Raw genomic sequence first — 17,320 nt, forward strand, 5'->3', positions numbered from 1 at the left:
ACTACCTGACCAGGCCGAGGCTGGATGAGCCACACGGCTTGGTGGATGGCGTCGGTGATGGTCATCCCCACCGAGTAGACAGATGGCGGCCGCGTGCGGTGAGCCAGTATGGGGGCAGAAACGGCTAGGTGAGGGGAGGATCGGCGCTGGCGACGGCGTCGATCCCGGTGAGAGCCTCCCGCCATGCTTCCCGCAATACCTTCCGGCTGTGATCATCGACCATGGCCGCGTCGACGCCCGTATCCGCGTCAAGGGGCCAAGACGAGGTGGCGCTGGCTGCGAGGCAGACTCGAGCGAGCAGGCTGCGGCGAACGAGATCGCGCAACCGTTCTACGACGTGCGCGATCGCTGATCCATCAGGAAGGCCATCGGGAACGGTCGAGACCTTTCGAATCTCCTTGAGGAGAGTCTTCTCCGTCATAGCGCCGCCATGGACGAGTGCGGATCGGATCCCGTAGATCACGCCCACGTCTTTGAAGATCTGCTCTGGCGGATCAAGGTGGGTCGACAGTAGCGTCGACGCGCGGATCTTCAACCGCAGTGTGACGTCGTCTTTCTCCTTTCCGGACAACGCCGCTTCGAAGGCGGTCGCCAAGTCAACGATCTGCTCGGACCAGCCGTACGCGTGGAAGGACAGAAGGAACTTCTGAAGCGCCATTCCGAACGAGGTGAAAGCCATGCCTGTTCGAGGCTGCTCCGCAGCAGTGAGCAGCCGCCCCAGACCGTCGACACGGCTGACATCATCGGAGCCGAGGGTGATCACGCGGGCGGCCAGTTGCGTCGGCGATCCGAAGCCGGGTCCGGCGCCTCGGAAGCGGAGCACGGTGGGCTTGAACTCTCGAACCGTGTGAGTTGCCCCTTGTACCTCCGCCACCGACTCGCTGGTGCCCGGCTTCAACAGACGTACCAGCAACATAAACCGCTCGATCTGATGGGACAGCGGCTGGGCCAGGTCGAACGGCTTCGCACCGCTGTCTCGCGCGATGATGACGCTCTCCGGTGGCGCGTAAACGTTCGGCCGGTCTCGGCCGTAGGCGCTCGTCGCCCCAGGGATCACCGTCGAGATGATCCGCTGCAACTCGCTCTCGTGCTCCGCTGCTTGCGCAACCACCGGCTGGACTTGGACATTGGTGAACTCGACTGGCTTGCCGTCTGGGGTAGTCATGTGGGACATCACTCGGCAGCACGCCACCTCGTGCGTGTCTGCGCGAACTGCCTGGATCAGGTCTCGCAGCGACTGCTCGGCGGCGGGCCCGTCCGGAGAGAACTCCTCCTGCGCACGAGTCAGCTGGGCGATGAACGTCTCTAGGAAGCTGAAGATCAACCCGCCAGGGAACTCGCGCTCACGCAGTGGTCGGCCAGCGTCGAACCGAGGATGAGAAGCGGCAATGGCAACTTCAAGCGCTCGGTACTCGGCCAGCGGCATGACGGAGCTCCCGAAGTAGTCGCGCCCGACCTCCAGATAGGGGTGAAAGGCCGGCGGCGGAACCACCCGCTCCTCCCGAAGCCGAGCCCATGCCGCAGCCAGGAATGCTCGCCCCGTGTCGTGCAGGCGGCTGTCGATATCATTCACTCACCCAGCATGAACGAGCGCTCCAGCATCTGCACTGCGTTTCACCGCCGGTCTCCGAGGTGAGGGGATCAGCCTGAGCGGGCGACCTGCACTGGTCAAGCCCAACAGCCGGAGACAGCTTTCCGGAGGAACACCACGAGTTCCGCAGAGGGCTCGCGGGCCCACTCGTCGGAGGCATCGCGCGGGCACTCGCGTGGACGCGCGTGGCTTGCTGAGGGGTTTGAGCGAGGCGATCCTCGAACTGGCGGGGTGGGTCCACCCTGGATGTGGGCCCACCTCGTCCCGCGGCTGATTGTGCGGTCAGGTCTTCCGGCTCCTGGACGTTGCCGGAGACTTCTTCGTGGGGGTTGTTGCCGCAACCTTTGCCGCCGCAGTCTCCGGGGAGAAGCCGGCGGCCTTGAGGATGTCCATCGCGTCGAAGATGGACTGCAACTGCTTGGTCAGCAGTGTCACCGTGAGAAGTCCTTGTGATTCGGGCGGCAGCTCCTTCAGCGAGGACTTGTAGATGCGCACGGCCTGCTTGTACAGGGACTGCAGGCGCTCGGCCGCGTAGGCCGTGCACTTGTCGGCGTCGTCGGTAACCAGGTAGTGGCCTCGGTACCGGACGAAGCTCTTCTTCTCAGCTCCGCACTTGACATCTCGGATCCAGCCCTTGCCTCGCTCGAACTGGCTCCTGGTGTTCCGGCCGATGGCCCGTTCCGGAGGAAGGCCGTCCTCCCCAGCCTTTGCCACCCGCCTCCAGATGTCCTCTCCACTGTCGTGCGCCGCTTGGCGGCGCGTTGTCGTCATGCTTACTCGCCTTCTTCGTCCTTCATCAGGCGCGCAAGCGCCTTGTCCGGGTCAGTCCTTCCGGTCGTGATGGCGGTCTCGCACCAGTCGAGCAGCATGCGCGCCTTGTGCACGTTGTCGAGGACCGCCTGCTTGGTCTCCTCGGTGTAGTCCTGGCTGTGGACCTCGGGGATGATCCGCTGGAGCGAGACGGAGAAGGAGGCGAACGCCCCGATCAACCGCAGGATCTCCATCGGGGCCTCGCTGTATCGGACGCCGAGGGGAGCGGCTTCTTCTTCGAACTCCTCCTCCACCTCTGCGGCGTCATCCGCCGAGGCCAGCTCGGCTTCGGCTTCCGCTGCCTCGTCGACTCCGCGCCAGTGCTCGTACTGTGCCTGACGCATCAGGTGCCGGGCGTGCTGGTCGGATGCGAGGCGGGCCCGGACGTCCGGGCGCCCGAGCATCTCGGTGACCGCCTTGGCTGCGTCCTCATCCGTGTGGAGCAGGCGCCGGGTGTGGGCGAGACGCTCTTCCTGGTTGGTCGGCGTGTGGACGGCGCGGTTCGCGACCTTCTGAGCCTCGTTCACCGTCCAGCGGTGTTCCTTGGTGAATGGGTCGTAGGGGTCCTTACGGATCAAGATGTACCGGCTCGGGACGTAGGCCAGGGTTGCGTGCACCGTGAAGCTCACGTCCTTCCGGCGCTTCGCCTTCGGCCACTGCCGTGCGACGTCGTAGTAGAAGCGCAGCGTCTCCGGATTGGCACCGATCTGATGCGCCAGCGTCTTGATCACCTGGTTCACCTCGCCGTGTCCACGGCTGTGCCCATCAAGCGCTTCAATGACGAGATCTCCGAGAGCCCACTGGATCCCGGACTTCTCCTTCATCAGCTTCCGCCCGCGGCGGACGATCTTCTCCCACGCGGTCTTGGTGTACCCGCCAGGGACAGTCAAGGTCGTCACGAGGAGCCTCCTCGCGTGTCGGATATCGGGCCATACACATCTGTCGACGGTGCTACCGCGTCGCCTGTGCTCAATTTACTCCGGTTTAGCCTGATAATCGCTCGAATATTGCATTCCCAGCGGTGGAGAAGTCCTGCGGGGCAGGGGCGGTGTGAGGATGATCGATCAAGGCCGCATCTTGATCCGTGCTGAGCGAACGAGCCCCGACCGTGAGTCACGTACAGTCCTCGGCAGCCGTTGGCGCCGGGGCCAGAACATGAGCGTCGGATCGCCACCCTCATGGGTAAGCGGCGGTGCCCCTCAATAGTGTTGCGGGGCACCGTGGTGCTATCGGAGAACGACCGCGCGTGCGCGCAAAAGGTCGTTGAGGGCGCGCACCGGTGATGTCGGGCACAGGGCGAGGCGGGCGTCGAGTGCCGCCTCCCACTGCTGGGTCAGGCCGAGCATGAGGCGCCGGCGCATGCCGGGGGTGACGTGGGCGTAGCGGGCGGAGACCGAGCCGTCGAGGTGGCCCATGCGCTCGTCCATGAGCACCTTCTCCGTGCCCAGGTCCTCCATCATCGTCCGGTGGGTGTGACGGAGGCCGTGGGGTGTGAGGCCCTTGGCGATCGGGAGCCAGCAGGCATCAGCGCGATCGGTGGCGCCCCGCCCCCGGGCCGGGACCCCGGGCCATGGCTCGCCGAGGATGGGCACGGGTCGCGCCTCCTGCGGGGCCTTCTTCGGGTACCAGCCGGAGGCTGCTGGGGTGAACAGCCAGGTCGCAAAACCGTTCCTGCGCCAGTGGGCCGCGTGCCCCGACACCGCACCGCCCCGCACGAACCCGAGGTCGGCGACTGCCTTCTCGACCCGCATCCGCGTGGCTTCCGCGACGCGGTCGGGGTGGTTGAGGACGTTGGACACCGTCCCCGTGGAGACCCCAGCCAGCCGAGCGACGTCGACGAGTTTGGCGCCCTGGTGGCCTCCGGTCCGCGCTGCCCCCTGGCCTCGGAAGACGTATGTCCGCCCGTGGCAAGGGCAGGGGGTCGGCTTCGTGCGGGCGATGTGGTCGAAGACCAGGGCCGACAGCCAGTCCATCGCGTCGAGGGTCCGGTAGCTGTCGTCCTTGGGCGGGCAGCGCACCAGCTCGCCGGTGTCCAGCTCGTACAGCTGCCACTCGACGCGGAACGCGCCAGGGCGGACGAACTCCGTCTCCAGGCCGACGATTTCGCCCCAGCGCTTGGCCGTGTAGCCCTTGAGGACCACGGCGACGAACTCGTCGTCACGGCCGGAGAGCAGAGCGGCCCGCTCGGCAGTGAGCAGGATGCCGAGCGCGTCGGTGACGACTTTCTCCGGGCCGCGGTTGCGGGAGCGGCCGGCTCGTTTGCCGCGCCCGCGCCGCCTGGCGGCCGGGTTGGACGTGATCAGGCCCTCGTCGATCGCGTCCTCGAAGATCAGGTGGAGCGTCGAGCGCCAGGTCTTGACGCTGGAGGCCGCGTATACGGCCTTCTCCTTCTTCTCCCAGGAGTCGACGTCCGTGCGCAGGATGCCGGCGAGCGCCTTGTCCTCGAAATCGGGGAGCAGGTGCTCCTCGATGTGGCGCTTGTAGTTCTGCATGGTCGAGGCGGCCAGGTCCTGGGCCTCGTACCAGCGGCTGGCGTACTCGCCGAAGGTCTCCTGGCCAAGCCCCGGGTCGCGCCACTGGCCACGCCGAACGGTCACCTCTTCTGCATCTGCGGCCTGCTTGGCCTCGCGCTTGGTGGCGAACTTGACCACGGCACCCGTGGAATCGGCGACGGTGCCGTACTTGCCGTCCTCGATCTTGTACCGGCCGCGCCAGTAGCCAGCACGCTTCTCTGCGTACCCCACCGAGTTTCCTCCTTTCTGTCGTGTGGGGTGCGTTAAGCAGCGGTGCCGTACTGGGCCTTGACCAAGCGGCGAGGGGGCCTGGCCTTGAGACGGACCGTGGGCTGGGCTGTCTCGGTGCGCTGTCGCGTCGCAGGCTTCCGCGTGGGCACAGCAATGCCGCTGGGGCGCTGCGGGTTCCGGGCCGGGCGCTCTTCGTGCATGCGAACGATCTCGGCAAGGTGATCGTCAGAGAAGCGGTACGCGCGGCCGACGCGGGCGAACGGGATGAGCCGTCGGCGGGCGCGGTCTTTGACCCACCAGGCGGAGCAGCCGAGGACAGCCGCGACTTCCTCGGGAAGGTAGAGGCGTGGCAGGGCGGCGTCGGGGCGCGGAGTCGGCGTGGAGGCAGGGCGTATTGCGGGTCGGTTCAAGGGGTAAGTCCTCTTTTTACGGGCGTGGGTGCGGCAACACCGGCCCGCCGGTCGATCGCTGGGGATGAGGGTGAGAGGTGTCCCGTGCTGGGGGTTTGCGGGCCCAGGACGGGAGGGAGAGCCGTACTACGTCTCGTTGGCGGAGCTGGCGTCGCGGCTCTCGCCGGGTGGCGGCCCGTACGTTTCCAGCAGGTGCTTGGTGGACGCCTCGGCGATGGCGTTGGAGACCATGACGTCGGCTTCCTCGCGGAGGTCGGGGTGCTCGGCGAGGTAGGCGTCGAGTTCGTCGCGCGCCTGGGTGTAGGCGGCGCTGGCGCGCTGGGTCCCGCGGAACGCGTCGACGACAGCGTCGATGAGCTCCATGGCGCGGGCCTGGGCGGCGAGCTGCGGGGGGCCCACGAGATTGCGCAGGTCAAGGCCGAAGACCTCGGCGAAGCCGATGGCCTCGTCGAGGTTGATGCGGCGCTTGCGGTTCTCGATGCGCCAGACCGCGGACGGGTTCATCTCGAAGCCGGCCTCGTTGAGCCGGTCGGACAGGGCCGTGGTGCTCCAGCCACGCGCCTCGCGCTCCAGCCTGATCCGTACGGCGACGTTCTCCTCGCCGCTGAGCAGGATCCCCTGCGGGGAGTCGTCATCGACCACGGGCACCTCCTTCCGTTCGTAGCAAGCCTCTGCGCGGTGCAGCGACTGGTAAACAGTAGCATCCGTTCTGCGAGATGCAAAACACTTCTGCGATCGGCAATTCGTGTGGCATAGTGGTACTGCCGACCGCAGAGACCCAGGAGCCGCACGGCACGACCCGCCGCATGAGAAAAGCCCCCCGGCACAGCCGGGGGGCCTAAGCGCAAACCTCTCAACCGCCATCCCTAGCGATCAACCTGCGAGGCCGGGATTGCCGTCCCATATGGCCCGCGAGCAGAGGAGCTGATGCCCAGTATGACCGACCCTCGGCCGGACGCGCCACACCTCGCCGCAAACGGCCACCCGCCCACCGTCGATGTCATGGCGCAACCGCCGCACGACACGGATGCTGAGCAGGCCGTCCTCGGCGCCTGCATGCACGGGCACAGCGTCATCGACGAGGTGCGCCAGATCCTGGACGCCAGCGACTTCTACCGGCCCGCCCACGAGACCATCTGGCGAGCACTCCTCACCCTGCGCGGCGAGGACAAGCCGACCGACCCCATCGCGGTGAACGACCTGCTCACCGGCCAGGGCGACATCAACCGGGTCGGCGGATTGGTGTACGCACACCAGCTCTACGGGTACACGCCCTCGGTCGGCAGTGCCGCGCACTACGCGGAGATCGTGCGCAACAAGGCGTCCCTGCGTCGCCTGCGCGAGCACGGCATCCGCACGGTACAGCGCGCTATGGAACCCGGCGCCGACCCCGACGAGATCCGCTCCGGCGTCGAGTCCGACATACGCGCCGAGCGCGAGCGGGCCCTGGCATCGGGACAGGGGCGGCTCTCCCGGTTCATCATCGACGGGTGGCGGTTCGTCACCGAGACCGGCGCGGACACCGAGCCGCTGTGGGGGACCCGCGAGCAGACGGCGTGGTCATCGGGGGAGAGTCTGATGATCGTCGGGGCTCCGGGTGTCGGCAAGACGACACTCGCTCACCAGGTGGTCTTCGCTCGTCTGGGCATCGGTGACAGCGTCCTGGATATGCCGGTCGCGCCGGGCAAGCGGGTGCTGTACCTGGCGCTGGACCGGTACAAGCAGATCGCCCGCGCCATGGCCCGCCGCGTCCAGCCCGAGCACGAGCAGCGCCTGCGCGACGGGCTCGTCGTCTGGCAGGGACCGCTGCCCGCGACTTTGGACAAGGAGCCCGACCTCCTCGCCGACCTCGCCGCCGCCCACCAGGCCGACACGATCGTGATCGACAGCCTCAAGGACGCGATGAGCACCCTGGTCGACGACGCCCTGGCCAACGCCTACAACAACGCCCGCCAGCGAGCCATACGCAACGAGGTCGAGATCATCGAACTCCACCACCAGCGCAAGGCCACCGAGAACGCCCCACGCGCCCAGAAGCCCACCCTCGACCGCGTGTATGGCTCCACGTGGCTCACCTCCGGTGCGGGCAGCGTCCTGTTCGTCTCCGGCGAGGCCGGCGACCTCGCCGTCACCCTGCACCACCTCAAGAACCCCACCGGCGAGATCGGCCCCCTCAAGCTCATTCACAACCACGAGCGCGGCATCACCACGGTCGACCCCGAATGCGATCCGGCGCAGATCCTGCGCCAGCGCCCCGACGGTCTGACCGTCCGCGAACTCGCCGCCCTCCAGAGCGGTGAGACCAGCCCTGACCGAGCCGCCACCGAGAAGGCCAGGCGCATCCTGGACCGCCTCGTCAAAACCGGACTCGCCGTCAAAGCCGAAGGCGCCGCAGGCGGCACCGGAGGCGGCCAGCAGGCCCGCTACCGCGCCTCGGTCCGCCACATCGGCGCCGTCTCCTAGGCCCTCCCGCCGGACGCCTGGACCGTACACGGGGGCGTACACGCATCCCTTGCGCGCACACGGGCCCACGCCACCCCTCACGCGTACACGCTCGCCGCAAAACCGCAGGTCAGACGTTCACGCGAACGTACACGCCGTACACGCGCCCCAGCGTTCACGCGCGAGCCCCCCTTTAGAAGGGGGCTCGCGTGTACGCCCTCTCCGTGAACGCCGTGATCGCCGCCTCCACACCCGCCCGCCAAGCTCCCCACCACTCCTCGGAGTAGCCCCGTACATGCCCCCTGCCATAACCGATCCGCTCGCCACCGCTTCCCTCCCCTACGGCGACAGCATGTTCCTGGCCCTCGCCGTCCTAGCCTTCGCGATCTGCGCCCTGCTGGTGGGCCTAATCGCCCGGCGACGCGGCCAACCCCGCACTCATGACCGAAAGAGGCGCGGCTCGGCCGCAGTCGCTACAGCGGCGGTGGCGGCGCTGGTGTGCACCGCCTACAGCGCGGACACCAGCTGGCGGTTCGCCGCCCATTACCTCGACATGCGCAACACCACCGAGCGCACCGCGATGTTCGCCGCCGCCGAACTAGCCCTGTTCGCCATGGCCCTGATGGCACGCCAGAACCTGCATGGTCCCAGGCGGGCCGCCGGCCTGCCTGGAGTCCTGATCTGGGTGATCACTGCCATGCAGGCCATCCCCGCCTACGCCGAGGCCGGCCCGGTCGGCGGCACCATGCGCGCCTTCACCGGCCCGGTGATGGCGGCGGTGCTGTGGCACCTGGCCATGGGCATCGAACTGCGCCAGCGCACCCCCGACGCCGCCTCCCGAGGGCTCGCCGCCGTCCTCACGCGCCAAGCCCGTGAGCGGCTGCTAGCCCGCCTAGGGATCGTCGAGCAGGACCAGGGCGCGGCCCAGATCATCCGCGAGCGGGCTATGCACCGGGCCGTCGCTCTGGCCGCCCGTCTCGCCGAGATGTCGCCCGAGCAGCGCACCGGGCGGGCAGGCCGGCGCACCGTGCGCCGCCTGTCCAAAGCACTCGCCCGCTCCGGCGTCGACGCCGACCCGCGCCTCGATGCGCGGCTGCTGCGCCAGCTCGCCACCCGCCGCCAAGCAGCCGCCCTGGCCACCATCGACCTGGCCCCGCGCTGGACCACGCCCGCCCCGCAGCCCGCCAGCCCGTCCGCAGCACCGCCCGACCACGCCCGGGCGGACGCCGACAAGCGGGCGGAAGACGGACCCCGCCCGCACCCATCGGATCCGGGCGACGAGGAACCCCACCGGGCCGCCCGCCCGCGATCCGCCTGCCCGAATCCCGACGCCCGATCCGGCCCGGAACCGGCAGCCCGCCCGCAACACGAGGCTCCGCCGCTCACGGGCAGCGGGCCGCCGACGGGCGACGGCTCAGGCGCGGAACCGGGCAAGAGCGTTGTGCCGAAGCCGGGGCAGCCGGGCCGCAAACCCCGCGCCTCCGACAAGATCCTTCGCGACTACGCCCGCCGCCTCCACGGCGAGACCGGGCGCCTGTCCCGCGACCTCCTGGAACAAGCCGTGCGCGGCGACGGCTACCGCGTCGCCAGCGACCACGCCGGCGACATCGTCCGCGCGGTCAAGGCCGAGCTGAACGCCGCCGCCCCTCGCTGAGCCCCGTAGCGCCTGTGAAGGTCGCCCCGCCCCCACGACCACCCGGCTCAGCCCCTCCCCGCCCCGAACCCGATACGGAGACCCATGCACGACCCGCACACCGAACACCCCGCCCACCAGCAGGAGATGACCACCACCGCCACCAGCGCAGCAAGGTATGGCGTTGGACCGTCCAAGGGCCGGTCCAACGCGGATGCCTCCGCCCCGGGGGTGGCGGAGGATCTCGGGCACCAGGGGGTGCCCGAGCAGGAGAAGCCCACCGACGCCGCCGTGCCGCTGCCGCGTGCCGCCGACGCCGCCGCCCTGCGTCGTGCCGCCCGTCGCCGCAAGCGCAAAGACGAGCAGCGTAAAGAGCGCGTCGACGTGCGCTACAGCGTCGACGAGAAGACCGAGATCCTCGCCAAGGCCCGGTCGCTGAACATCGCCGGCGCCCACTACGTCGGCGCCGTCGTCATGGCCCACGTCCACGGCGACCTCACCCTGCCCGGCCAGCGCACCCAGCTCGACGACTACATCGACGAGCTGACCGCCCTGCGCCAGCAGGTCACCAAGATCGGCCACCTCGTCAACCAGGTCGCCAAGAAGCTGAACTCCGGCGGCCATCCACACCCTGGGGATACCGCAGTCCTGGCCCAGGCCGAGCGCACCCTGGGCGCGGTCAGCACGGCCGTCAACCACATCAGGGAAGCCACCAACCAGACGGTCACCAGCAAGGCGGACCGGTGATCGCGAAAATCAGCAGCGGCAAGGACACCGCCGGCCTCATCCGCTACCTCTACGGCCCCGGCCGGGCCAACGAGCACACCGACCCCCACCTGGTCGCCTCCTTCGACGGCTACGCCCCCGACCCCGGCCGCGCCGACGACCCCGCCGCCACAAAGAAACTCCTCGTGGCCGACCTCGACCTGCACGTGAAGCAGGCCCGGCGCCTCGGCCGCGCGCCCGAGCGGCACGTGTGGCACTGCTCCATCCGCGCCGCCGAAACCGACCGCCACCTAAGCGACTCCGAGTGGGCCGACATCGCCCGCCGCATTGTGGCGGCCACCGGCATCGCCCCCGAGGGGGACCCGGACGGATGCCGCTGGGTCGCCGTACGGCACGCCGACGACCACATCCACATCGCCGCCACAAAGGTCCGAGGCGACCTCCGCCCAGCCCGCCACTGGAACGACTACCTCACTGCCGACAAGGAACTGGTCGCCATCGAGAAGGAGTACGGCCTCCAGCAGGTCGTACGCGGCGACCGCACCGCCGCCAAGCGACCCACCCGCGCCGAGCAGGAGAAGGCCCGCCGGGCCGGCCACGAGACGACCGCCCGCGAGCGCCTGCGCTTCACCGTCCGCACCGCGGTCTCCGTCGCCACCAGCCCCGAGGAGTTCCTCGGCATACTCGCCGCCACCGACAGCGTGCTGGTCGAGATCCAGCGCTTCCCCTCCGGCGACATCCGGGGCTACAAGGTCGCCATCGAAGGGGACACCAACGTCGTCGGCGAGCCTGTCTGGTTCTCCGGCTCCAAACTCGCACCCGACCTGTCCTTCCCTCAGATCCGCGACCGCCTCACCGCCACCGACCAGCCCACCCAGACGACGGAGCAGTACCGGTCCAACCCGTGGCTCCAGGCGACCGCTGCCGCCGAGCACATCCCCGACCGCCTCGACCAGGGCGACGACGCAGCAGCCCAGGCCCACATCGCCGCCTTCGGCGAAGCCCTCGACGCCCTGCCCCTCCTCGCCCCCAAGGAACTCTGGCCCCCATTGCGTCAGGCCGCTGCTGCCTTCGAACGCGCAACCCGCTCCCGCATCCGAGCCGAACACGAACACGCCTCAGCGCTGCGCGGCGCCATCCGGGCTATGCGCACTCAGCCGGCACCGCGCGACGGTGCCATGCTGGCGATGTTCCTCGACGTGGCCATCCTGGCGGTCATCGCCGCCGGACGCTGGCATCAGCTCCGCCAGCACGACCAGCAGGTCATCGCCGCCCACCAAGCCCTCGTCCACCTGCAGGCCGCCTACGACCAAGCCTCCGCCGTCCCGCTGGCCGCCCTCGCCCACCGCAAGCCGCCGGCCCCCACGGTCGAACGGCTCGTCGCCCTCGTCTACGAGGCCGTACCCGCCCACGCCCAGCAGGTCCTCGACGACCACGCCTGGGCAGCCCTCGCCACCGCCCTCTCCGACGCCCAAGCATCTGGGCACGAACCCGCCACGCTCCTTCAGCAGGCAGTCGACCAGCGGCCACTGGACGACGCCCGCTCCCCGGCACGCGCCCTCACCTGGCGCATCCAACGCCTCACCCAGCGCCCCAGCGCCCGAACACGCGCCGCCCAAGCCCGCACCGTCGCGGGCCCTCGAACGGACCTCCCTGTCCAGGGTCAGCCGCTCCCTGCGCAGCAGCCAGCCACAACGCGGGGACACAGTCGTCGCTGACAGCCGCACGCGGAACGTCGCCAACCCACTGCGGGCTCTGACCTCCGGTAAGAGAGGTCAGAGCCCGCAATCGTGGTGAGGCCGCGCCCTTTCACGAGGCCCGTTCATCACCGTAGAGCTGCGGTCGCGCCGACGGCATCACCCAATATGAGGCGGATGAGACGGGTCAGATCAGGTGGCCTCGACCTCGCGGTGGGTAAGGCTCACCGGCCCGAAGCGGGCGGAACATAGCCGACGATCGCCGGTTGGGCAAACCGGCGATCCTCCGGACCATTGATGGCTCCACCCACCCGACTCCTGTGAGGAGCACCCGTATGCCCAAGACCCAAGCCCGACCCGACATCGTCGCCCTCCTCTGCGACGCGGACTTCAAGCGCCGGCGTGACACCAACACATGGACCCACCGCGACGGACGCCCGTTCAGCAAGGAGGAACAGGCCCTCGTCTTCAGGGCCACCCGCGTCGAACTCGAAGAGGTGAGCGAACAGCTCGCCCGGTACCGGGAGTACCTGCGCACGATGGACGAAGCACCGGAGGCTCTGCAGCGCTTCCTCGCCCCGTTCATGGCGCAGCTCACCCAGAAGACCCTCGGCAACGCCGTCCAGCTCATGAACGAGGACGAGCGGACCGAATTCGATCGGCTGCTCCGCCTCATAGACGACCCGGTTCGCCCCTTCACCCCGTACACCTTCTGACGAGGGCCGCCAGCCACTGGCGATCAGGCCCAAGACTGATCACTTCGGCGGGCCGGCCGATCACCCTGGATCACTGCCGACACGCGGCCGCATCACCTAGCGCTGGGATGGACTGGCCACGGCAGCCGCAGGCTCACACGTAGGACCCTCCTGTTCTGAGGCTTGAGATAGACGGTGTCGTAGAGCTCGGGCTGCTCGGCGTCGGGGTGTTCTGCGGCTCGTCTACCATGGCGTTGCTCCTTGTGAAGGGGGCACCCGATGCCCGGCGGCAGTTGCCCTTGTCCGCCGGGCATCACTTGTGTCCTGGGTCTGGGGCGGCGAGCTGGCCAGGTCGCGGGCCTTGGTTGGAGGGAGCGACCCGAAAGCCTGCATGCATGGATTCGCGACCGTAGCGGCTCAGGCAGACAAGAAAGCGCAGAGCGCGCGAAGCCGGGCCTTCCGAACGGGAGGCCCGGCTTCATAGCGTGGGGCAGTTCTCAGCTGGCCGGGGCTCGCAGGAGCCGGTCCCGCGTGCTCTCCGGTAGCACCCGGCGCAGTACCGGTGCGGTAGAGCTGAGTGACGCGGCGAATGCGGCGACGAGGTTGGGCGGCACGCTGGCACTGAACGACGCAGCCCACACATACGGGGCGCCCATCGCGGGCTCAGCCCACGCCTGCCATCCGAACGGCCCTGTCCGATCCGGCTCGGTGGTCAGAACGCGGGGGTCGGCGTCCTGGATGAGGGGCGGGACCTCGCTGAGGCTGAGGCGGGAGGTGAAGGTGGGATGCATCGCCGTCGCGTGGGGCTCGTCGGCGTCGCGGAGCCAGCCCTGCGCGGTGACCGCGTCGAGAACCACCTCGGGACCGGTCAACGCGGCTGCGGGATGGCCGCATTCATCGAGCGCGAGGAGGAAGTCGGTGAGGACCTCACCCGGGATGCCGGGCGTGAAGTAGGCGGACCATTCGGCGAGCGAACTGCTCGCGTCGGAGCGGGCCGAAACCTGCCAGGCTATCGGCAGCCCACCGAGGTGAAATGGTTCGTCCGGCAGCACCCACTGTGCCCACCGGAGGGCATCAGGGCTGATGTGGAGGACGGTGCTGCGCAGAACCTGCCGGTCCTCCGACGGCTCGTCGAGCTCACGCCGCCCGCGGGCGATCGTCAGGCTAGTCCAGCCGAGGCCGGCGAGAGCGTCTGCGACGGCGTCGTAGAGACGCCCGTCGTCGCCAGCCAGGTGCCGGGGACCGACCCAGTACGCGGACAAGGCGCCGCTCGGGAGGGACGGGTCGAACGAGAAGTACGGGTTCAGGAGCGCCTCCGAGAGCATGGGGTAGATCTATCCGCCGACGGAGCGAGCGGAGCATCAGGGACGAGGCGGCAGAGCCACCGCCGGTGGGAATTTCAGGGCGCACCGGAGCCATCGTCGTCATGCTCCGCAACCACATTGCCTTGCCCTGTGGATCTCCGAGAAGGTCGTCTACGTTGACATGCCCTGCCCACCTTGGCCAGCCCTTCTTCCCGCGTTCCTGTCTGCCCCCGGCGAACTGGCTCAGAGAAAGACGCCCATGTAGGGTCCGCAACTTTGCTAGCAATGACGCCGGTTGATTAGCAACGGATTAGCAAATCCGCGGTTCGAACAGCAACGGCTACGGCCAGTAGCGATCCCTCTGAGGCAGAAGGTGCCGAAGATCACTGAGCTGAGGCGATCAAGCGAGCCAGGGTCCGGTGCTACCACTTGACCATTGTGACGTTTAGCAAGTGACCGGATTCTCACAGTGAAAAGCGGGCGCTACATCTCGCTCGTTGATCGCGGCAATGGGCTGTGTGGCCGACCTGGCCCGGATGAGGTCTACTGGACTCTTGGGGAGTTGTAACGTGTCCCATTGATGGGAGCCTCCAATGGATCGCTCCGAGGCCCTGAATAGCCTTATTGCGCGAATGTCGAGCAGGGCAGAGAACCTAGATCCACGGGGCCTTGAAAAGGCGTTTGTTGAAGTGGAACAGATCACTGACGCCCTAAGGTGTCGGGATAATCAAATCCTCTATGGGCGTCGTGGCACAGGGAAAACCCACACCTTCTACCACTTGGCTAACCAGTTGGATGCCGACGACGAACTGATCGTCAACCTTGATCTACGGCGGCTCGGCTCAAATGGTGGCCTCTATTCCGATGACTCCGAAACAATAAGCCTGAGGGGGACACAACTTCTCATCGATATCTTGGAAAGTATCCATGACGAGCTGTACATGCGGGCGGTCAGCGACGGACGCTTCGACGGCCTCCTTAATGTAGTGGATAGTTTCCTGGATGCGAGCACGCGAGTCGAGGTCAAGGGGGAGGTGTCCGAAAGCGAGGAATCTGCGAGGGATACCACGTCCGAGTCTGGGGGGCGAGCTTCACTTCAAATGGGCACGAAATCGGGACTTCAGGCGGCCTTCGAGGCCAGCGACAAGTCCGCCTCCAAGGAAGCCGTCAAGAAGTCTCGCCAACGTACTGGCATTGAATTGCCTAGAGTGCTATTTGGTCCGCTCGGTAGGGCTGCAGAGGATATATGCGAAGCCATCAAGCCACATCGCGTTTGGCTCCTACTAGACGAATGGAACGCTATTCCGATAGCACTCCAGCCTGTCGTGGCTGACATGCTGCGGCGCACCTTTTTCCCCAGCAGAGGATGGGTCGTCAAGATCGGAGCAATCGAGCGCCGTTCGAGTTTCTACCTCCAACGCCCTGGCTCTACAGACTACATCGGACTGGAGCCCAGCTCAGACACCGGCGCGTCACTGATTCTGGACGAGCACCTTCAAGCGGCCGCCGGGGATGCGGCAAGGTTGTTCTTTGCAGAGTTGATATTCCGTCACATGAAGGTGGTTCTTGCCGAGCTTGGCAAGGGTATGCCCTACGCCAGCGCCGATGCACTTATATCAGATCTCTGCCAGCCGGGAGCATTTGGCGAATTGGTCAGAGCAGCTGAGGGCATCCCTCGCGACGCGATCCAGCTCATTGGAATGGCGGCACGATTCGCTGGTCGCAGCAAGGTACAGAGAGGACACGTCCGCGAGGCTGCGCAAAAACACTTCATGACGGACAAGGAAATCAAGATCTCACAGAACAAGTCGGCGCTGAGCCTATGGAGGCGAATCCAGGGTGAAGTGGTTGCCGAGCGCAGATCGCGCACCTTCCTCGTCAAGCGGACGCGGGAGAAGACGCCGACCTCATTGCAAGACCTCCACGATGCCCGACTGATCCACCTAATACAACCAGGACTTCCGGTCAAGGGCAGCCGCGGGGTGACATATGACGGCTATGCCGTCGATTACGGATCCTATGTCAAGGTACTCGAAGAGGAAGAGATAGATGCGGCATGGGATGCCCGGAATTACCCCTGGATGTTCGACTCCGGCGGGTTCACTCTTTCCGCGAGTTTTGATGAAACGAAAGTGCTACGGGTGCATGGTCGACGAGATTCATAGCCAAGAGCCCGCAGGGGGACTTTGCATATCCGGCGATCCCCAAGACCATGGATATCTCACTTGCTGTCACCAGCTCGAACAAGGAGAAACCACCGATTGCGAGGAACTCGCCCAGGGCGGCGGGCTCTTCGCTGAACTCCTTGCCCTGGCCAAGGACCGCTGAATGCCGACGAAGCCCATGTAAGTTCCACGACTCGATGCGCAATGTCAGCTGAGAATGCGCACTGAATGCGCAAATCCGGGATTTGGCGCGCAGTGGTAACGGTCCGCAGCTGTCGGTGTTGATCTCTTCTGATCTTTCTGGGAGCGGAACGCAGGTGCTCCGTAGTTTCTCGACCTGGCGGATCAGGCTGGACGCGTGCGGCTGGCCTGCGACCGTCAGCCGAGCTCCATCTGCATTGGCTGATCGAGGTGGTGTTCGCTGAGGACCTCGCGGTGCAGGTCGAGCTCGTGTGGAATCGAGAAGACGTCCCGATCCAGGGCCTGGTAGCCGACGGAGTGGTGCTGTCGCTGCCGCAGCGACTCCTCACGGCTGTCCAGGTCAGGTCGGCCCCACCAAGATTCAAGGTCACCGACCGAATAGAGCAGCGCCCGGGCGTGGAAGCCGTACTGCACGCTGCCGACCAAGGCCAGTACCGCCAGGGACAAGGATCAGCATCGCCGCCCCCGGCCAGCGGAACTTGTCGCCGTCGGCGCCGATCACTCCGATCACAGCCACGCTGGCCGACGCCAGCAGCGGCGCGGCCACGAAATGCGCCGCGTCGGCGGCCTGCCTGTAGCCGAGCGGGGCCGGTTTGGCCCATCGTGGTGGTTCGAATGCCGGCATGGCGGTCCCCAGTTGTTCCGGCCGACCTCCTGACATGCAGAGAGCCCGTCCCCTGCCGCAGGGCAGCCTCACGCGATCGTCGCGCGTCCCCTGTCCCCGGCCCTAGCTGCGGCTGGCTGCCCGCGCCGGACGGACGCCCCGGATCTCATCTTCACCGTAACTGGGATGGGCGCTACCAGCCTCCTCCACGGTCACCGCATCGACGCTGATCCGCGTGCGCTGCTTCCGCTCCGAGCTCGGTCCCGTCCGCCCGAGGCTGTCACAGAGCGCATACGGC

Annotated in this window: 14 protein-coding genes; 6 read left to right on the top strand and 8 right to left on the bottom strand. The window is 67.3% G+C overall.

The genetic code is table 11. From position 1 onward, the window contains the following. Window positions 1-124 precede the first annotated feature (124 nt). The 6 genes from FVS66_RS11560 to FVS66_RS11585 form a co-directional block, all read right to left on the bottom strand. Complete coding sequence (locus FVS66_RS11560) at window positions 125-1,573, bottom strand: HEPN domain-containing protein (RefSeq protein WP_149180933.1); 1,449 nt, start codon at window positions 1,571-1,573, stop codon at window positions 125-127. Window positions 1,574-1,873: 300 nt separating this feature from the next. Next, window positions 1,874-2,362 carry a hypothetical protein gene (locus FVS66_RS11565; protein ID WP_149180934.1) on the bottom strand — a complete coding sequence of 163 codons (489 nt, stop codon included), beginning with the start codon at window positions 2,360-2,362 and terminating at the stop codon, window positions 1,874-1,876. Window positions 2,363-2,364: 2 nt separating this feature from the next. Next, window positions 2,365-3,300 carry a DUF6192 family protein gene (locus tag FVS66_RS11570; protein WP_149180935.1) on the bottom strand — a complete coding sequence of 312 codons (936 nt, stop codon included), beginning with the start codon at window positions 3,298-3,300 and terminating at the stop codon, window positions 2,365-2,367. 327 nt (window positions 3,301-3,627) lie between these two features. Then, complete coding sequence (locus FVS66_RS11575) at window positions 3,628-5,145, bottom strand: LacI family DNA-binding transcriptional regulator (protein ID WP_149180936.1); 1,518 nt, start codon at window positions 5,143-5,145, stop codon at window positions 3,628-3,630. A gap of 32 nt (window positions 5,146-5,177) precedes the next feature. Next, on the bottom strand, window positions 5,178-5,555 hold the full coding sequence (locus FVS66_RS35850) for a DNA-binding protein (protein ID WP_399225341.1): 378 nt from the start codon (window positions 5,553-5,555) through the stop codon (window positions 5,178-5,180). Window positions 5,556-5,681: 126 nt separating this feature from the next. Continuing rightward, on the bottom strand, window positions 5,682-6,197 hold the full coding sequence (locus FVS66_RS11585) for a helix-turn-helix domain-containing protein (protein WP_399225343.1): 516 nt from the start codon (window positions 6,195-6,197) through the stop codon (window positions 5,682-5,684). A gap of 360 nt (window positions 6,198-6,557) precedes the next feature. On the opposite strand from FVS66_RS11585, the gene FVS66_RS11590 reads away from it, so the two are divergent. From FVS66_RS11590 to FVS66_RS11610, 5 genes are all read left to right on the top strand, one after another. Continuing rightward, window positions 6,558-8,018: a DnaB-like helicase N-terminal domain-containing protein gene (locus FVS66_RS11590; RefSeq protein WP_149181123.1), complete on the top strand. Its 1,461-nt coding sequence runs from the start codon at window positions 6,558-6,560 to the stop codon at window positions 8,016-8,018. A 274-nt stretch (window positions 8,019-8,292) separates the two neighbouring features. Next, window positions 8,293-9,651: a hypothetical protein gene (locus FVS66_RS11595; RefSeq protein ID WP_149180938.1), complete on the top strand. Its 1,359-nt coding sequence runs from the start codon at window positions 8,293-8,295 to the stop codon at window positions 9,649-9,651. A gap of 84 nt (window positions 9,652-9,735) precedes the next feature. Then, entirely contained in the window at window positions 9,736-10,377 is a 642-nt protein-coding gene (locus FVS66_RS11600; protein ID WP_149180939.1) for a MobC family plasmid mobilization relaxosome protein, read from the top strand. Next, window positions 10,374-12,074 (top strand): relaxase/mobilization nuclease domain-containing protein, encoded by a 1,701-nt coding sequence (locus FVS66_RS11605; protein ID WP_262386931.1) that lies wholly within the window; start codon window positions 10,374-10,376, stop codon window positions 12,072-12,074. The genes FVS66_RS11600 and FVS66_RS11605 overlap by 4 nt, the downstream gene beginning before the upstream one ends. A gap of 314 nt (window positions 12,075-12,388) precedes the next feature. Further along, a complete protein-coding gene (locus FVS66_RS11610) occupies window positions 12,389-12,769 on the top strand; it encodes a hypothetical protein (protein ID WP_149180940.1) in 381 nt (126 codons plus the stop codon). Between the two features lie 476 nt (window positions 12,770-13,245). On the opposite strand, the gene FVS66_RS11615 is transcribed toward FVS66_RS11610, so the two are convergent. Next, window positions 13,246-14,073, bottom strand: coding sequence for a DUF317 domain-containing protein (locus FVS66_RS11615; RefSeq protein WP_149180941.1), 828 nt, complete (start codon window positions 14,071-14,073; stop codon window positions 13,246-13,248). 572 nt (window positions 14,074-14,645) lie between these two features. Here FVS66_RS11615 and FVS66_RS11620 point away from each other — a divergent pair. Next, window positions 14,646-16,217 carry a hypothetical protein gene (locus FVS66_RS11620; RefSeq protein WP_149180942.1) on the top strand — a complete coding sequence of 524 codons (1,572 nt, stop codon included), beginning with the start codon at window positions 14,646-14,648 and terminating at the stop codon, window positions 16,215-16,217. A gap of 378 nt (window positions 16,218-16,595) precedes the next feature. Here FVS66_RS11620 and FVS66_RS11625 read toward each other — a convergent pair whose 3' ends face one another. Next, window positions 16,596-16,865 (bottom strand): hypothetical protein, encoded by a 270-nt coding sequence (locus FVS66_RS11625; RefSeq protein ID WP_187645482.1) that lies wholly within the window; start codon window positions 16,863-16,865, stop codon window positions 16,596-16,598. Window positions 16,866-17,320: the final 455 nt, after the last annotated feature.

The sequence above is a fragment of the Streptomyces sp. TRM49041 genome (genome assembly GCF_008271805.1).
Classification (GTDB): Bacteria; Actinomycetota; Actinomycetes; order Streptomycetales; family Streptomycetaceae; genus Streptomyces.